We start from the raw sequence: 17,111 nt of genomic DNA on the forward strand, positions 1-17,111 counted from the left end.
GTTCACCTCTTCTATCATATAACACAATCTTTTATTTTATTAATTACCATTTCTACTCCATATTCAATGGTTTCTAAAGCAAAATCTAATGATGAAATTAAATACTTAGGATTCTCAGGTAAATTAACTATTAATGTCTCTCCTCTAATACCAGAAACCCCTCTTGATAGCATTACATTTTTACTCCTTTGCAAATTATAATATCTTATTCCTTCTGCAATACCGCTTACTTCTTTCATAATTACATTTTTGGTTGCCTCTGGAACAATATCTGTAGGACGGCATGCAATTCCTCCCGTTGTCAGTATTAAATTCACTTTTAATTCATCACTCATATACTTCATTTCATTTTCTAAATCTACTTGATTACTTTTTAAAATCTTATATTTTAATATTTGATATCCTCTATTTTCTAAATATCTTTTTATTATTCTCCCTCTATAATCATCCTCTTCTTTATATCCTTTATCATTAACAGTTATTATTCCAGCTGTTATCATTAAATCAATACCTTCCTTGTATAATTCTTATACTTTAATTAGCAATTATTTTTATACACAATTATAATTAATAAAGGTTTTATATACCCTTTTTATATTTAATCATTAATAAAGCTTCTAGCACACCTCCTCCTATGTTTCTAGCTTTATCTGAAATTGTAGTATAATTATCTATTTCTTTAAGTCTTGGATCTATATCTCCTATTTTTAATCCTATTCGAACCATTGTGCCATCTTTTATAAGACCTCGAAGTAACCCATCTATAGGCGCCAATACTTTATGACCATCTATTAAGGCTAAAACTTCATCCTTTTTAACTATGTCACCTATAGATTTTAAATTTTTTATAATTCCATTTGCTTCACTATATATTACTCTTTCTTTTGAATATCCAGCTATTTCTCCTGGGACACCAGTATTAGGCATTGCATATCCATCAAATATCAATCTTCCTAAATTATGTCCTCTCATTGTTTCTATAACAACGTCAACATCAACACCTGCTTCAAAGCCTGGCCCTAGTGCTATTGTAATTGGTGCCATATTTTTATTTGTTCCTAAATTTTTTTTAGCTAATATAGCATCTACTACTGCAAATGGTTTAATTTTATTAATAAAATCTCCCTTAGCATCAACCACTATTGGAATATATTTATTTTTAAATGCATTATTTATATCATTCAAATTATATGCACGAATTGCTTTTATTCCTTCTACCGTAGCTTCTCCATTATATATAGCATCACTAAATGCCACATTTCTTCTAATTGCTGTTGGCTTTTCTATTTCTAAAACTAATACATTAAATCCACTTCTATATAACTTTTGTATTGTTCCAGATGCTATGTCTCCACCACCTCTTACTATTACAGTCCTTAAATCCATAGTTTTCACCATCTTTCTTATGATTTATATTAAAATAAATATATGATTTCAACTTTATCATTTTACTTAAGCAAATATAACTAATATTTACTATCATCTAATCTATAACCTATAAACCATTAATTAGATAATTTTGTTATAAATTTTATTTTTTAAGCTTCCATATATTATTTTATCTAATAGTTTGTCCTTTTCATTTCTTTTAATAATTTCTTTAATAAGTAACTTTAAATTATTTTCATCGATCTTTTCCATCTTATTTAGAAATAATATTCTTTTCCCCTTAGAGTATTTAAATAAACCCTCATTATTAAATATTACTTTTAGAAAATGATTTATATTTATAATTTCTCCTGGAAAACTATTAGTAAGGCTATTAAATTCACATACCCTATGTACATTATCATCATTTATTTCTAACCCTAATGATTCAACAGTCATAACTCCTATAGTTAAATTCGTTTCTTTACAAATTACTGGTTCAGTATCATTCCATCCCTTAATTGGTTTTCTTTTAGAGCCATCAGCTTCTAATAATATATATTTAAAATCCTTTGTTAACGTTTTTATAAAATTTTTTTCTATACCTATAAGTTTATTTTCTTTACTTATAGATTTTCCATATGCATATACTCCATTTTTCATATTAACTTTCATAGAATTGTATTCATTTTCACCAATAGCTAAATAATCAACTTCATCTTTTGTTGGGCTAAAAATTTTAGTTGTAGTTGAAACTAAAACCTTATTGTCAGTTTTAAGCTCATTGGCTAATAAATACATTAAAGTTGTTTTTCCACCACATCCAACTATAGATATTATAGAGTTATTTTTTATACCTATAATTTCCTTTAAACTCAATTAAATTTATCTCCCATTCTAATTAATTTTTATTTACATAATTTATTCTTCCAATATAATTATATAATAAATAGTATATCTGTTAAATATTTGAACATATTTTTATTAATTTTTAGATTTTATAGAGTTTTATCTATAAATGATATATAAATATGCCTTAATATTGATAATTTTCAATATATTACTTAAAATTTTTATAATAAAAATAAGTGAAGACTTTAATCTTCACTTATTTTTTATCTATATTACTGTGATTATGTTTTTATTAGTTCCCTTTTTAACGACCTTACCTATTATTTCTGCTTTTATTTTACTTCTGCTATTTATATTTTCTAATAACTCATCAGCTTTATTTTCTTCAACTGAAATTAATAATCCTCCTGATGTTTGTGGATCAAAAAGTGCAAGTTTCATTTGTTCAGAAATTTCAGGACTAAAATCTACCCATTCTTCAAAATATTTTTCATTAGAATATGCTCCACTAGGAAGACAATATTCTTTTATTAAATCTATTACTTTATTCATTATAGGTACTTTTTTACTATCTATTTCTATTTCAACTTCACTTCCATTTGCCATTTCATATGCATGTCCAATAAATCCAAAACCTGTAATATCAGTACAAGAATTAACCCCTACTTTTTGCATTTCTTCTGAAGCAATTTTATTAAGAGTTGACATTACATTTGCTGCTTCTTCAAATTCCTCATCTGTAATAAATTCTATCTTTAAAGCTGTAGTTAAAACTCCACACCCAATAGGCTTTGTTAATATAAGAACATCACCCTCTTTAGCTCCTGAATTCGTTATTACTTTCTTTGGATCTACTATTCCTGTAACTGAAACTCCATATTTTATTTCTTCATCTGTAATTGTGTGTCCACCAGCTATTGTTGCTCCTGCTTCTCTTATCTTATCAGCCCCACCTTTTAATATCTCTGCTAATATTTCTGGTCCTATAGTGGCTGAAAAACAAGCTAAATTCAATGCAGTTAATGGCTTTCCACCCATTGCATAAACATCACTTAAGGCATTCGTTGCAGCTATTTGTCCAAATGTATATGGATCATTTGCAACTGGAGTAAAAAAATCTACTGTTTGAACTAATGCCAAATCATCTGATATTTTATAAACACCAGCATCATCTGATTTATCAAATCCTACAATTAAATTTGGATCTCTATCTTCTGCTTTGGCTTCTATATGACTTAAAACCTTTGCTAATCCTTCTGGAGTAAACTTACCAGCACAGCCACATCTTGTTGATAATTGTGTAAGTTTTTTATTATTTAATTCCATATAAACACCTCTTATATATTCATCTATTTTATTCCATATAATTTACTTAATAATTAAATTATACCACTAAATTTTTATAAAAAAAGTAGACATGTATAAGTTTACTATTCTATCCTATTTATAATGTTTTAGAAACTTACATATGTCTACTTAAGTTATAAAGTTTAAAGAGTATATAATATTCCCTCTATCTTGCTTATTCTAATTTATTTAATTTTACATTTCCTTTGAATTTTCCTATTTTCCTCTTTCTTCTTCAGTTATATTTCTTATTGACTCTAATTCCGTACACTCAGTCTCGCAATTTCCTCCTCTATGCTCAAGTCCATTTCCAAAATTAAAAGTTAAGAACATAAGCTCTACATCTTCTTCTCTAAGTATTCTTAGTATTTCCATATTTATTTCTTCTTTTAACTTTTCATATAAAGTATAATTTAATTCATTTGTATAGAAATAAACAAAAACTCCAAATCCATAAGTAGATAATTCATTAAAACTTACAATAATTAAATCCTTATCTATTTTTTCATGACTTTTTAATAATTCCTCAATCCTATTAACACAATTTTTAATTTTTTCAACCTCAGTATCAAACTTAATAGTAAATTTAAAGTGTATTCTTCTTAACTTTCTTTGTGTCCAGTTTATAATATTTTCGTTTGCAAGCTTTGAATTTGGTACAGTTGCAACTGCCATAGAGAAAGTTCTTATTCTTGTACTTCTAAATGTTATGTCTTCAACTATCCCTTCAACTTGCGATGTTTGTATCCAGTCACCTATTGCAAAAGGCCTATCTAATACTATTATAACTCCACCAAATAAATTAGAAAAAGTATCTTGTGCCATTAGTGCAAAGGCCACACCACTAATTCCAAGACCAGTTATAAATCCTGTAAAACCAAATTCTCTAGCTATACAGCTTATTCCTATTACTATAATAACTAATCTTATTATTATAGATACAAAAGGAAATACTATTGTATTTCCACCATCATTTCTATGCATTCTAGTATATAAGAAAGAATTTTCTAGAGTTAAATTATAAAAGAAATAACAAATCACTATAACTATAAATATCTTTTTTAATCTATCACTTGTAACTGCATTAACATTTAACCCATCAAAGTCTATGATTTTTAACGATGCATAAAAAGAAAATAACATTATATATAACTTAATTGGTTTTTCCAACGCTCTTACTAGACTATCATCTGCAAAGGTTTTAGTTCTTTTTACTATCCTAATTATATAATCAAAAATCTTAGTTACTATATATTTATTTATACATAAGGCTAGAATTATAACTATCCCTGCAATGATATATTTACTTATACTTACTTTTAATAATTCTGCAAAAATATCTTCTATTTCTTTCATAGTTCCTCCTAAAAGGATTTCTATAAAATGTTAACTATAAATTTAAATAACATTTTCATTTTTTTATATCAAATATTATTTTTACCTATATTCTTTATTTTTATCCATTTTATGAACTTAATACTTCTTGTAGTACTTTATAAAATACATTGCTTTCTTTATCATAATACTTAATATATTTACAATAAGATGCATTAGCTTAACTAGTTATATTACTAAAAAATATAGTTTTTTCAACAATTTAAAAAGAGAAAGGAATTATCCTTTCTCTTTTCTCTTAGATTTATTTAATATAAATCTGTATATCCAGTCTGTGATTCTAAAAATTTATTATCTTAATTCAAAGGAATCACAATCTGTACATTCTACTTGAGTTGGATTTTTTTCATGTGTTCCAACTTGAATCATTGATAATGTACAATATTTTTCACTTGTATTGTTATACTTGCATTGTTCGACTGTACATTTTATGCTTGGGTTCTTATCCATTAAAATCACCACCTTACAAAGTTATTATTAGCTTTATAAATTATACTATTCATTAAATAAAACAATTTTAAGGTGATGAGTTTAATTTATTTTAGCAATTCTTAAAATTTCTTCTTAAATCTCTAAATTAAAAATTCTTTGCTATTTCTTTTGCTTCAGAAATTTCATCTGTAACAATCTTTTCTACATCAATTCCAATTACATCTAAGTTTTCAGCAGCAACACTCTTAATATCCTTAACACCAAAGAATGTTAAAATAGCTCTTAAATATCTTTCTCCCATTTCAAGTTCCTTAGTTATTGGATTTGAATAATCTCCACCTCTACCTGAAACTATTAAAGCCTTACTTGCTCTACATAATCCTACTGGACCTTGAGCTGTATATTTAAAAGTTATTCCTGTTACACTTACATAGTCAAAGTAAGCTTTAACTATTGCTGGTGTTCCTAAGTTCCACATAGGTGTTGCAATAACGATCTTATCTGCTTCAGCTATTTGATACGCATATTTTAAAATTGGATGTTTCTTGCTTTCTTCTGTTTTTTCTCCAAATACAGCTTGTAAATCTTCTGGTCTTAAGAAATCAATTCCTTCTTTATATAAATCCAAAACTGTTACTTCATCATTTGGATTATTTTTCTTATATTCTTCTATAAAATTGTCTGATATTCTAAATGTTCTTGATTGTCCCTCTGGTTTAATGTTTGCTTTTATATATAATACTTTATTCATTTTATCCTCCCATTAGTAATTACCATTGGTAATATACTTGTATTTTGCTATAATATAAATAGTAATTTATATATAAATTTTTTTCAAGTAGACACTTTTTTTATACATAGTATCTAAATTGATACTGCTTCTCAATTTAATAGTATAACTTATATATTTATTATGATTGATTTTTGTTAAATTTATGTTATAGATAAGGAGAAGTTATATGGAGAAATTTTCAATAAACCATAATGATTGTTATATAAACGAATCAAATAATTCTCATGAGATATGTCCAATGATTTTAGTACATAAGTTAATCTCTGGCAAATGGAAAATACTAATACTATGGTATTTATGCAAAGAACCACTTAGATTTAGTGATTTAAAAAGAAAGCTTCCTAATGTTACTCAAAAAATGCTTACAAATCAACTTAGAAGCCTAGAGGAAGATAATTTAATTTATAGAAAAGTTTATCCTGTAGTTCCACCCAAAGTTGAATACGGATTGACTGAAGTTGGAGAAAAAATAATACCTGTACTTCAGGCTATGCATAATTATGGAGAAGAATATATTGATAAAATGGACAGAGAAATTAAAATATGAAAAAATGAAGGATCGAAAGAATGAAAAAATTGTGGAAATAATTCATTAAAACTAAATTAAAGTGAAATAGTGAAATAATGAAAAGTGAAATAATTATGGGAAAAACCCTTAAAGAATTTTGGAAGTTATATTGTGCTTTGCACAAATTAATTTTCTAGTTTTTCGCAGAAAAACACACTTACCTTTTCACTATTAACTTTTCACCTCCTAATCTTTTTATTAATAAATATTAGTGTATAAAGATAAATAGAGCATGTGAATAAGCATATAGCTTATGGATCATACTCTATTTATCTTTGCCCTATATTTAATTGTCTCCAAAGACTTTTTTCTTTAACATTAATCCAGCTTTAGTAACTGCTACACCACCTTGAGCAGTTTCTCTTAAGGCAGCTGGTAAACTTCTCCCTACTTTATACATAGCAGATAATGCATCATCAAAAGGTATTTTAGACTTTACACCTGCCATAACTAAATCTGCTGTGCATAAAGCACTTATAGCTCCAGAAGAATTTCTTTTAGCACATGGAATTTCTACTAATCCAGCAACTGGATCGCAAACTAATCCTAATATATTTTTAAATACTATAGCTGCTGCATCTAGTGACATTTTAGGAGTTCCACCCATCATTTCTACAACTGCTGCTGATGCCATTGCTGCTGCCGATCCACATTCAGCTTGACACCCACCTTCTGCACCTGCAAAAGTTGCATTTCTACCAATAATCATTCCAACTGCTGCTGATGCAAATAAGGCTCTCATTAATTCTTCATCATTTTTTCCTAGCTTTTCCCCTGCTGTTAAAATAACAGCAGGTAGAATTCCGCAAGACCCAGCTGTAGGGCATGCAACTATTTTTCCCATTGATGCATTTACTTCTGATGATGATAATGCCATAGCCATTGCTAAAACCATAGTATCCCCTGTTAAAGAGTTTCCTTTTTTTAAATATTGTTGCATTTTATATGCATCTCCACCAATTAAACCACTAACTGAAAATACTTCTTTTTCTCTTGCTTCAGTCGCACCGTTTCTCATTGCATCTAAAGTCTTTTTCATTTTTAGAAATACCTCTTCTCTTGAGATATCTTTATCTTCCATTTCTCTTATAATTGCATATTCACTTAATGAAATTGAATTTTCTTCGCATATATGTACAAGTTCTTCTCCAGATTTTGCTATATCCAAACTATTCACCCTCCTCAACTTTATTAATAAGGATTACCTTTTCTATTCCTTCAACCTTTTTAATTTTCTCTATTAATTCATTTGAAATTTTACTATCAACTTCAAATGTCATAGTTGCATTTTTACCTCTTTGACTTCTACCTAAGTTTAAAAATGCAATGTTGACTTTATTATCATATAAAATATTTGTAACCTTTGCTACGGTTCCCGGTATATCTCTATGAGAAGTTATTATAGTTGCATAGGCACCTGTAAACTTAACTTTATTCCCGTTTATCTCAACTATTTCTATATTTCCGCCACCTACTGAACTGCCTATAACATCACTCTCTTTACCATTTTTACATTTCATTAAGAATCTAACAGTATTAGGATGATAATCACCTAAATCCTCATCCTTAAATGTTATTTTTATTCCCTTTTCCTTTGCAATTTCAAGCGAATCTCTAAGTCTTTCATCTGACGGATCCATCCCCATTATTCCTGCAACTAAAGCTCTATCAGTACCATGCCCTTTATATGTTTTTCCAAAAGATCCATGTAATAAAAATGTGACTTCTATAACATCATCACCTGCAATTGCACGAGCAACTTTACCTAATCTTGCTGCTCCTGCAGTATGTGAGGAAGATGGTCCTACCATAATAGGCCCTAATATATCAAAAACACCCATGCCACTCATGCTTATTTCTCCTTTAGTATTAAATTAAATTTTGCTATACATATTATATAGTGGAATTAAGTAAAAATCTATATAAGATACAATAAGATTTAATACTCAAATAAAATATCTAAATAAATTATAGTATATGAAGAAATTTAGTATTTTACTAATTTATATAAAACTTAAATATAAATATCTTACTTTTTAATTAAATAAGTATATTATATGTTTAATATACTTATTTAATCATATAAATTACTAGATTAAAATATATTAACCAAAAAGTTTAACTAAACTTAAATCATATATTTTTATTAAATATGGAGTATCTTTAAAAGAAATGCTATGCTTATTTTCATTTTTCTTAAACTCAATAGTAGTTATACCATCATAATATCTTTTTAATTCAATTTTATCTATTTCATGTCTTTTATACTTTAATGAATTCCTTCTATTTATAATTTCTAATTCATCCTTATCAATATTGAATACAGTATTACTAAATATAGAAATTCTTTTAATATATATTACTCCTATAATATATATCGATAATATTATTATACTAATTCTAATATCTTTTATCATATTTGACATAGGTATAAAAATAATATAATAAGGAAAAATTTTTCCCATAGCTCTAGAAATAGTATAATCAAATAATATATTTTCCTTATTTAACTCTTTTCTTAAATCTTCAAGCTTATTTCTTTCACTCCATAAAAGAGAACCTAAACTTAATGAATAAATTCTTCCGCTATAAGTCAATATTCCTAAATATCCTTCATCATAAAAAACACTTCTAATATCTGATTTTTTTATTTTTACCCGTCTAAAAATACTTTTATAAATAAACTCATCATTAGTTAATTGTATAATAACTTTGTTATAGTCATTTTTTAATACCATAAAACCCCCATATAATAATTAAAGAATGAAAAAATTAAGTAATGAAAAAATTAAGATTGTTTTGCTTTGCAAAATAATCTTAAAATTCTGCGCTGCACTTTATCTTTCAAAATCCTTTAAGGATTTTTTCTTCAATTCTTTCATTTTTTCATTCTTCTTCCTTTCTAGTATTTATAAAATACACTACCACCTATGAATTCTCTTAATATACTATTCATTGGTACATAATCTTTATCTATTTCTTTAAAGAAACCTAAAAATGATTTTAATCTGCTTGCTTCTAAGTAAACTGAACTATCTGGACTAATTTTATCTAATTCTTCTAGTGCATATCTTTTCAATACACATAATTCATATACTAAAGTTGAATTAAACATTACATCAGCTTCTTCTTGGAAAACAAAAATATTTCTTTCTTCTCCTCTTCTAATAGATGGCCACATTTTTAAAGTTTCTTCTGCTCCATAACCCCTTGATAAATAATCCCTAACTATTCTTCTTACTCGTCTTATATCAGTAGTTGCTATTCTGTTATGATTATCTAAATTTAATTGAGTTAGTGCAGATATATATATTTTAAATTTTTGTTTATCTAAAATTGATGATGTAAGAATTGGATTTAATCCATGAATTCCTTCAATTAATAATATCCCATTACTTGGGAGAGTTAGTTTATGCCCAACCCATTCTCTTTCACCTTTTTTAAAATTAAAGCTTGGAATTTCTACTTCTTCTCCTTTTAATAAACCGCTTAAATTAGAATTAAATAATTCCAAGTCTAAAGAATAAACACTTTCAAAATCATATTCTCCATTTTCATCCTTTGGTGTGTGTTCCCTATCTACAAAATAATCATCTAATGAAATGGGAATTGGTACATGACCATTTACCCTAAGCTGAACTGATAATCTATTGGCAAAAGTAGTTTTACCCGAAGAGCTAGGCCCTGCTATTAATACAACTTTAGTTTCTTTTCTTTCATTTATCATATCAGCTATTTGAGCTATCTTCTTTTCGTGAAGAGCTTCTGAAACCATAACCAGATCTCTAAATTCCTTATTCTTAACTTTATCATTTAATGATCCAACTTCGCCAACTCCTAGAATATTAAGCCATCTTTCTGTTTCCATAAAAATTTGAGACAACTTCCTATTTTCCTTAAAATTAGATACAACATTTAAATCATCTTTCTTTGGATATCTTAATACAAATCCAGGATCATAATACATTAAATCAAAAGCCTTAATTACACCTGTTGAATATGCCATTTGCCCATAAAAATAATCATATCTTCCATCTAATTCATATAGATTTACATTTTCAAAAGATACCTGATTTAATAAAGAAACCTTATCATCCATTCCATACTCTTTAAATATTTCAATAGCTTTTTCTATTTTTACTTTTATCTTATTTATAGGTAAGTCCTTTTCAATAATCTCCTTCATTCTTAACTTTATCTTATCTATATCTTCAGAACTTAAAGCTTCTTCCTTATGAAGCTCACCAAATACTCCTTCTCCAATACTATGTTCAATTGTTATAACTGAATTATCAAAAAGGTCTAAAGTAGCCTTTATAAAAATGAATTGTAATGTTCTAGTATAAATTTTATATCCTATTGGACTATCAAACATTATTAGTTCAATTTCCCCATTGCTATCTATATCTTTAAATAATTCATGATACTTTCTATTTAATCTGCATAATGCTACATCAGTTGAATTTATATTTAGTGAAGTGTCTATAAATTCCTTGTAAGTAATACCCTCTTGCACATCATATTCTTTGCCCTGGTATTTTATTTTAAAAACGCTCATATTTACATCCTCCAGCTAAGTTTTGTCAATATTTCCTAAATATCCTTATTTAATATTATATACTGAATATTCAAAAAATCTATAAAAATATCTCTTATACTATTTTCTTTATTTATGCTAATTTAATACTCCCTTTGATTAATATAAGAATAAATTTATCCATCTATACAAATAATATCTCATACGAGGTGGTTTTATGTTTATTGTACTAATAAGAACAATTTTTCTTTATGCTTTAGTTATATTTGTAATTAGATTAATGGGAAAAAGACAAATTGGAGAATTACAACCTTATGAATTTGTAATTACTATAATGATTTCAGATTTAGCTGCATTACCAATGCAAGATACAAGATTACCGTTAATATTAGGTGTCATACCTATTCTAACTTTATTATTTATTAAAACAGTACTATCATTAATTCAACTAAAAAGTCAAAAGGCAAGAAAAATTTTAGAAGGTGAACCTTGTATATTGATAAATAGAGGAAAAATAAATTTTGAAACACTAAAAAGACAGCAAATTAATTTAGATGAACTTATGGAAGAAATAAGGCTTGCTGGATATTTTGACTTAAGTGAAATTGAATTTGGTATATTAGAAAATAATGGACAAATGTCATTTTTAACTTCTACTAAATCTAGTGATGGAAGCTCAGATTCTCAAAATACTAGTTCATCAAAACCAAGGCTACCTATTATTTATGTTTTAGATGGCAGAATAAATAGAAATGCATTAACTTCTGGTAATAAAACTGATGAATGGGTTCAAAATGAATTAAGGAAACACAAAGTTAATTCAATTAAAGATGTATTAATTGCAATGACAGACACTAAAGGTAAGTTTATTTACCAACTTCATAATGATAAGGAGGATAATTAATGAAAAATAGCATTATTTCTGTACTCCTTTTTATAGCTTTAGTTACAGGACTATTTTTTCTTGATAATAAATTTGTATCCCTTTGTGATGATATAATGATAAAATGTGAAGAAATAGAAGGGCTTTTAGATGAAAATGAAGAATATTTAGCATATGAAAGTTCAGTCGAACTATTAGGATTGATAAAAGGAAAAGCTGATATTCCTGCAATATATCTAAATCATGTTGATTATGATTCATTAATGAACGAATCTCTAAAATTAACCCTTTATATAAAAGGTGATGATAAAGCTGAATCATTAGCAACTCTTCATGTAGTAAGATATGCAGCTGAACATTTGAAGGATTTGCAAAAACCTAATCTTAGAAATTTATTATAAATTTAATCTTATTTGAATTTAGTCTTTATTATGAATACTATAAAGCTTATTAGAAATAGTAAAAACTTGACCATAGCCAAATTATTTTCGCTATGGTTTTTTTATGATTCCAGTAAAATTTCTCATAGCCTATTTCATAAAAATGCATACCCAGCTCATAACCACTTGCACTTTTAAATATTTATACATAAATAATGAATAAATATTTAAATTTACCCTTGCATAATTATACCAATAACCGTATAATTATAAACATAGTTTTTATAAGTCAAATAAATACAAGTAATAATTTAACATTTATTTGATGCATGTATATCTTAAAAATTATTCTTATAAGTAAAATAAATATAATATTGCTGTATATAAATAAATTTTATTTATAGCAATATATAAGGGGGCTTTTAATATATGAAAAAATTCAATAAAGTTGTACTAGCCTATTCAGGAGGACTAGATACATCAATAATTATTTCTTGGCTTAAAGAAACTTATAACTGCGAAGTTATTGCTGTAGTTGGTAATGTTGGTCAAAAAGATGAGCTTGTAGGATTAGAAGAAAAAGCACTTAAAACTGGGGCATCAAAGTGCTATATAGAAGATCTAACTCATGAGTTTGTTAATGACTATATCTTCCCCACTATTCAAGCTAATGCTATTTATGAAGGAAAATATCTTCTTGGTACATCTTTTGCAAGACCAATAATAGGTAAAAGATTAGTTGAAGTAGCTTTAGCTGAAGGAGCTGATGCTATTTGTCATGGATGCACTGGTAAAGGAAATGATCAAGTAAGATTTGAGCTTGCTGTTAAAGCTTTTGCACCAGATATGGAAATAATAGCTCCATGGAGAATTTGGGATATCAAATCTAGAGAAAAAGAAATTAAATACGCTTTAGATAAAGAAATACCAATATCAATAAGTTATGAAACTAATTATAGTAAAGATAAAAACTTATGGCATCTAAGTCATGAAGGCCTTGATTTAGAAGATCCAAATAATGAGCCAAACTATGATAAAATTTTAGAGCTTTCAAATACATTAGAAAAATCACCTGACAAGGCAACTTATATAACTTTAAAATTTGAAAAAGGTATTCCAGTTGAATTAAATGGTGAAAAGCTAGATGGAGTCAATTTAATAGAAAAGCTTAATATGCTAGGTGGAGAAAATGCAATTGGAATAATTGATATGGTTGAAAATAGATTAGTTGGAATGAAATCTAGAGGCGTCTATGAAACTCCTGCTGGGACTATTCTTTATAAAGCTCATAAAGATTTAGAAGAACTTTGTCTTGATAAAGAAACCTCTCACTATAAAGAAATAATAGCTTTAAAATTTGCAGAAATTGTATATAATGGCCAATGGTTCACTCCCCTTAGAGAAGCTTTATCATCATTTATAGAAAAAACTCAAGAAACTGTTACTGGTGAAGTAAAGCTTAAATTATATAAAGGTAATATTGTAAATGCTGGAATGACTTCTCCTTATTCTTTATACAGCCAGGAATATGCAACCTTTGGAGAAGATGCTGTATATGATCAAAAGGATTCTGCTGGATTTATAAATTTATTTGGCTTGCCTATAACAGTTAAAGCAAAAATGAATGAAGCATTAAAGAAAGCTGGTAAATAAATATGAAACTTTGGGGCGGACGATTTGAAAAGGGAGTTAATTCATTAGTTAATGATTTTAACTCATCAATACGAGTAGATTCAAGAATGTATAAAGAAGATATTTTAGGTAGCTTAGCTCATGTAAAAATGTTAGGACAGCAAAATATAATTCCTAAAGAAGATAGTATAAAAATAGTTTCTGGCCTAGAAACAATATTAAAAAGAATAGAAAATGGAGTTATAAAAATAGATGAATCTTCTGAAGATATTCATAGCTTTATAGAAGGAACTTTAACATACTATATTGGTGATGAAGGGAAAAAACTTCATACTGGAAGAAGCCGAAATGACCAGGTAACTCTTGATACAAAGCTATATTTAAAAAATGTGTTAAAAGATTTAGGAAATGATATTGTATCTCTTCAAGAAGTTATATACAAAAAAGCTAATGATAATATAAATACCATAATGCCAGGCTATACTCATATGCAAAAGGCACAACCTATAACCTTTGCTCATCATTTATTAGCTTATTCTGAAATGTTTAAAAGAGATTTAGGTAGAATATTTGATTGCTATAAAAGATTGGATCAAATGCCTCTAGGGAGTGGTGCTCTTGCTACTTCAACTTATAAACTTGATAGGCATATGATAGCAAAAGACTTGGGGTTTGCTTCTCTTACTTCAAATAGCTTAGATTCAGTTTCAGATAGAGATTATGCAATAGAAGCGCTATCAACCTTATCTATGATAATGATGCATTTATCAAGATTTTCTGAAGAAATAATTCTTTGGGCAACAAATGAATTTAGCTTTATAGAATTATCTGATGGATATAGCACTGGTAGCAGCATAATGCCTCAAAAGAAAAATCCTGATGTTGCAGAATTAGTTAGAGGTAAAACAGGAAGAGTTTATGGCGATTTAATAACACTTCTTACAGTTATGAAGGGACTTCCCCTTGCTTATAACAAAGATATGCAAGAAGATAAAGAAGCATTATTTGATGCTTTAGATACAACAAGTATCTCACTAAAAACCTTCACTGGAATGTTAGATACTATGAAAATAAATAAAGATACCATGAAAAAAGGAGCTTCTAATGGATTTACAAATGCTACCGATGTTGCTGATTATCTAGTAAAAAAAGGATTGGCTTTTAGATCCGCTCATGAAATAGTTGGTGAAATAGTTCTTTATTGCATAAAGAAAAATATTGCTATAGACGATCTTTCATTAGATGAATTTAATAGCTTTTCGCCTATTTTTGAAGAAGATATATATTCTACAATAGATTTAGTAAATTGTGTTGAAGAAAGAAAAGTATTTGGTGGTCCAAGTTCCTCTTCAGTAAAAATTCAATTAGATTTGCTTTTAGAATCAATAAAAAATACTAAGGAGGATTTAAAATGCTTAAAGTAGGAATAATTGGGGCAACTGGATATGTTGGAGCTGAATTACTTAGACTTTTATTAAATCATCCTAAGGTTACTATTGAATCTATAAGTTCAGTTTCTTATGAAGGTGAAGAAATATCTTCTATATATAAAAACCTATATGGCGTAACAAATTTAATTTGTGAAAACCAAAATGAAGTTATAAATAAATGCGATGTTATATTTGCTGCACTTCCTCATGGTCTTAGTGAGGAAATTGCAGATTTAGTTTATAAGCAAGGTAAAGTTCTTATAGACCTTGGAGCAGACTTTAGATTAAACAGTGCAGAAGATTATAAAGATTGGTATGGAAAAGATTTTTTATACCAATATCTTCACAAAAAAAGTATTTATGCCCTTCCTGAGCATAATAGAGAAAAAATAAAAGAGCATAAAATAATAGCTAATCCTGGCTGCTACCCTACTTCAATTGAACTTGGCCTAATGCCACTACTTAAAAAGTCATTAATTAAATTAGATAATATAATATGCGATTCAAAATCAGGGGCAACAGGTGCTGGCAGAGGTCTTACACTAAAATCCCACTATCCAGAATTAAACGAAAACTTCTCTGCATATGGAATAGGAGCTCATAGACATACTCCAGAAATAGAACAATGTCTATCAGATATGGCTAAAGATACTGTAAATGTTACCTTTACCCCTCACCTAATTCCAATAAATAGAGGAATTTTATCTACTATATACTGTTATCCAAAAGAAAAAATAAATATTGAAGATATTCATAATTTATACTCTACCTTTTATAAAGAAGAACCTTTTATAAATATACTTCCACTTGGCGATACAGCATCTATAAAAGATGTTAAATACACAAACAACTGCAATATTTCACTACATTTAAACCATAGAGGTGATGGATTAATAATAGTCAGTACAATAGACAACATGATAAAAGGAGCTGCTGGACAAGCAATGCAAAACATGAATATAGTTATGGGATTTGAAGAAACAGAAGGGCTTAGATTAATTGCTACAAACAATTAATTTTAAAGTGAAAAAGTGAAAGAGTTAAAAGTGAAAGAGTTTAGGAAATAATTCACCTTCGGTGAATTAATGAGTCTTTTGATAATTTTACTATACTTATTAAAATCATTTTTATTTCTAGATACTCTTTAATATAATTTTCATATTCTATTTCTTCTATGATATCTGATTTTGACAATAATTTGAGCCAATATTCTGTTTCATTAGCTTCTTTTAGTGCAATACTCATTTCATTAATGAAGTCTTTTCTGCTTTGTGCATATTGAGCTTCTGTAATATTAGCACCAATAGATGTAGCTGATCTTACTAATTGATTAGATAAAGTAAATTCATTTTTGCTTCTTAATTTCATATATAACTTTATTATCTTTAATCCAAAATTAAAACTTTTATCCAATACTACACTTTTACTCAACCTAATCACCTCACTATAATTATTGTTATAAATTTCAGCAATATAATCATCTATCGCTTTATT

General features: G+C 27.4%; 18 protein-coding genes. 6 read left to right on the forward strand and 12 right to left on the reverse strand.

Features of this window, described 5'->3' with window-relative positions:
- Nucleotides 1-14: 14 nt before the first annotated feature.
- From CSBG_RS13325 to CSBG_RS13350, 7 genes are all read right to left on the reverse strand, one after another.
- Nucleotides 15-500: a molybdopterin-binding protein gene (locus CSBG_RS13325; protein ID WP_008680326.1), complete on the reverse strand. Its 486-nt coding sequence runs from the start codon at nt 498-500 to the stop codon at nt 15-17.
- Nucleotides 501-579: 79 nt separating this feature from the next.
- Nucleotides 580-1,386: a selenium-dependent molybdenum cofactor biosynthesis protein YqeB gene (yqeB, locus tag CSBG_RS13330; protein WP_035285413.1), complete on the reverse strand. Its 807-nt coding sequence runs from the start codon at nt 1,384-1,386 to the stop codon at nt 580-582.
- A 123-nt stretch (nt 1,387-1,509) separates the two neighbouring features.
- Complete coding sequence (gene yqeC, locus CSBG_RS13335) at nt 1,510-2,247, reverse strand: selenium cofactor biosynthesis protein YqeC (protein ID WP_008680330.1); 738 nt, start codon at nt 2,245-2,247, stop codon at nt 1,510-1,512.
- 240 nt (nt 2,248-2,487) lie between these two features.
- The gene (selD, locus tag CSBG_RS13340; protein ID WP_008680332.1) at nt 2,488-3,546 is read right to left on the reverse strand and encodes a selenide, water dikinase SelD; all 1,059 of its coding nucleotides are present in this window, start codon (nt 3,544-3,546) and stop codon (nt 2,488-2,490) included.
- 237 nt (nt 3,547-3,783) lie between these two features.
- Nucleotides 3,784-4,923 (reverse strand): mechanosensitive ion channel family protein, encoded by a 1,140-nt coding sequence (locus tag CSBG_RS13345; protein ID WP_008680334.1) that lies wholly within the window; start codon nt 4,921-4,923, stop codon nt 3,784-3,786.
- A 330-nt stretch (nt 4,924-5,253) separates the two neighbouring features.
- Nucleotides 5,254-5,412, reverse strand: a complete 159-nt coding sequence (locus CSBG_RS18095; RefSeq protein ID WP_008680335.1) for a DUF1540 domain-containing protein — start codon at nt 5,410-5,412, stop codon at nt 5,254-5,256.
- A 127-nt stretch (nt 5,413-5,539) separates the two neighbouring features.
- Entirely contained in the window at nt 5,540-6,145 is a 606-nt protein-coding gene (locus CSBG_RS13350) for an NAD(P)H-dependent oxidoreductase (RefSeq protein WP_008680337.1), read from the reverse strand.
- Between the two features lie 208 nt (nt 6,146-6,353).
- Between CSBG_RS13350 and CSBG_RS13355 the strand changes: the two genes are divergently transcribed.
- Nucleotides 6,354-6,734 (forward strand): helix-turn-helix domain-containing protein, encoded by a 381-nt coding sequence (locus CSBG_RS13355; protein ID WP_008680339.1) that lies wholly within the window; start codon nt 6,354-6,356, stop codon nt 6,732-6,734.
- Between the two features lie 307 nt (nt 6,735-7,041).
- Here the strand turns inward: CSBG_RS13355 and sdaAA are convergent, their stop codons facing one another.
- From sdaAA to CSBG_RS13375, 4 genes are all read right to left on the reverse strand, one after another.
- Nucleotides 7,042-7,923, reverse strand: a complete 882-nt coding sequence (gene sdaAA, locus CSBG_RS13360; RefSeq protein WP_008680341.1) for an L-serine ammonia-lyase, iron-sulfur-dependent, subunit alpha — start codon at nt 7,921-7,923, stop codon at nt 7,042-7,044.
- A 1-nt stretch (nt 7,924) separates the two neighbouring features.
- Complete coding sequence (gene sdaAB / locus CSBG_RS13365) at nt 7,925-8,605, reverse strand: L-serine ammonia-lyase, iron-sulfur-dependent subunit beta (protein ID WP_008680342.1); 681 nt, start codon at nt 8,603-8,605, stop codon at nt 7,925-7,927.
- A gap of 255 nt (nt 8,606-8,860) precedes the next feature.
- Complete coding sequence (locus CSBG_RS13370; RefSeq protein ID WP_008680344.1) at nt 8,861-9,493, reverse strand: hypothetical protein; 633 nt, start codon at nt 9,491-9,493, stop codon at nt 8,861-8,863.
- A gap of 164 nt (nt 9,494-9,657) precedes the next feature.
- Nucleotides 9,658-11,313 (reverse strand): nucleoside kinase, encoded by a 1,656-nt coding sequence (locus tag CSBG_RS13375; RefSeq protein WP_008680346.1) that lies wholly within the window; start codon nt 11,311-11,313, stop codon nt 9,658-9,660.
- Nucleotides 11,314-11,509: 196 nt separating this feature from the next.
- Between CSBG_RS13375 and CSBG_RS13380 the strand changes: the two genes are divergently transcribed.
- The 5 genes from CSBG_RS13380 to argC all read left to right on the forward strand — a co-directional run bounded on the left by CSBG_RS13380 (nt 11,510) and on the right by argC (nt 16,633).
- Nucleotides 11,510-12,196: a DUF421 domain-containing protein gene (locus CSBG_RS13380; protein WP_008680347.1), complete on the forward strand. Its 687-nt coding sequence runs from the start codon at nt 11,510-11,512 to the stop codon at nt 12,194-12,196.
- Nucleotides 12,196-12,576 carry a DUF4363 family protein gene (locus tag CSBG_RS13385; protein WP_008680348.1) on the forward strand — a complete coding sequence of 127 codons (381 nt, stop codon included), beginning with the start codon at nt 12,196-12,198 and terminating at the stop codon, nt 12,574-12,576. The genes CSBG_RS13380 and CSBG_RS13385 overlap by 1 nt, the downstream gene beginning before the upstream one ends.
- Before the next feature lie 408 nt (nt 12,577-12,984).
- Nucleotides 12,985-14,208: an argininosuccinate synthase gene (locus tag CSBG_RS13390; RefSeq protein WP_008680349.1), complete on the forward strand. Its 1,224-nt coding sequence runs from the start codon at nt 12,985-12,987 to the stop codon at nt 14,206-14,208.
- Between the two features lie 2 nt (nt 14,209-14,210).
- A complete protein-coding gene (gene argH / locus CSBG_RS13395) occupies nt 14,211-15,611 on the forward strand; it encodes an argininosuccinate lyase (protein ID WP_008680350.1) in 1,401 nt (466 codons plus the stop codon).
- The gene (gene argC, locus CSBG_RS13400; protein WP_008680351.1) at nt 15,599-16,633 is read left to right on the forward strand and encodes an N-acetyl-gamma-glutamyl-phosphate reductase; all 1,035 of its coding nucleotides are present in this window, start codon (nt 15,599-15,601) and stop codon (nt 16,631-16,633) included. The genes argH and argC overlap by 13 nt, the downstream gene beginning before the upstream one ends.
- A 52-nt stretch (nt 16,634-16,685) precedes the next feature.
- Here argC and CSBG_RS13405 read toward each other — a convergent pair whose 3' ends face one another.
- Nucleotides 16,686-17,048: a four helix bundle protein gene (locus CSBG_RS13405; protein WP_008680352.1), complete on the reverse strand. Its 363-nt coding sequence runs from the start codon at nt 17,046-17,048 to the stop codon at nt 16,686-16,688.
- Nucleotides 17,049-17,111: the final 63 nt, after the last annotated feature.

The organism is Clostridium sp. 7_2_43FAA, assembly GCF_000158375.2.
GTDB classification, from domain to species: domain Bacteria; phylum Bacillota; class Clostridia; order Clostridiales; family Clostridiaceae; genus Clostridium; species Clostridium tertium.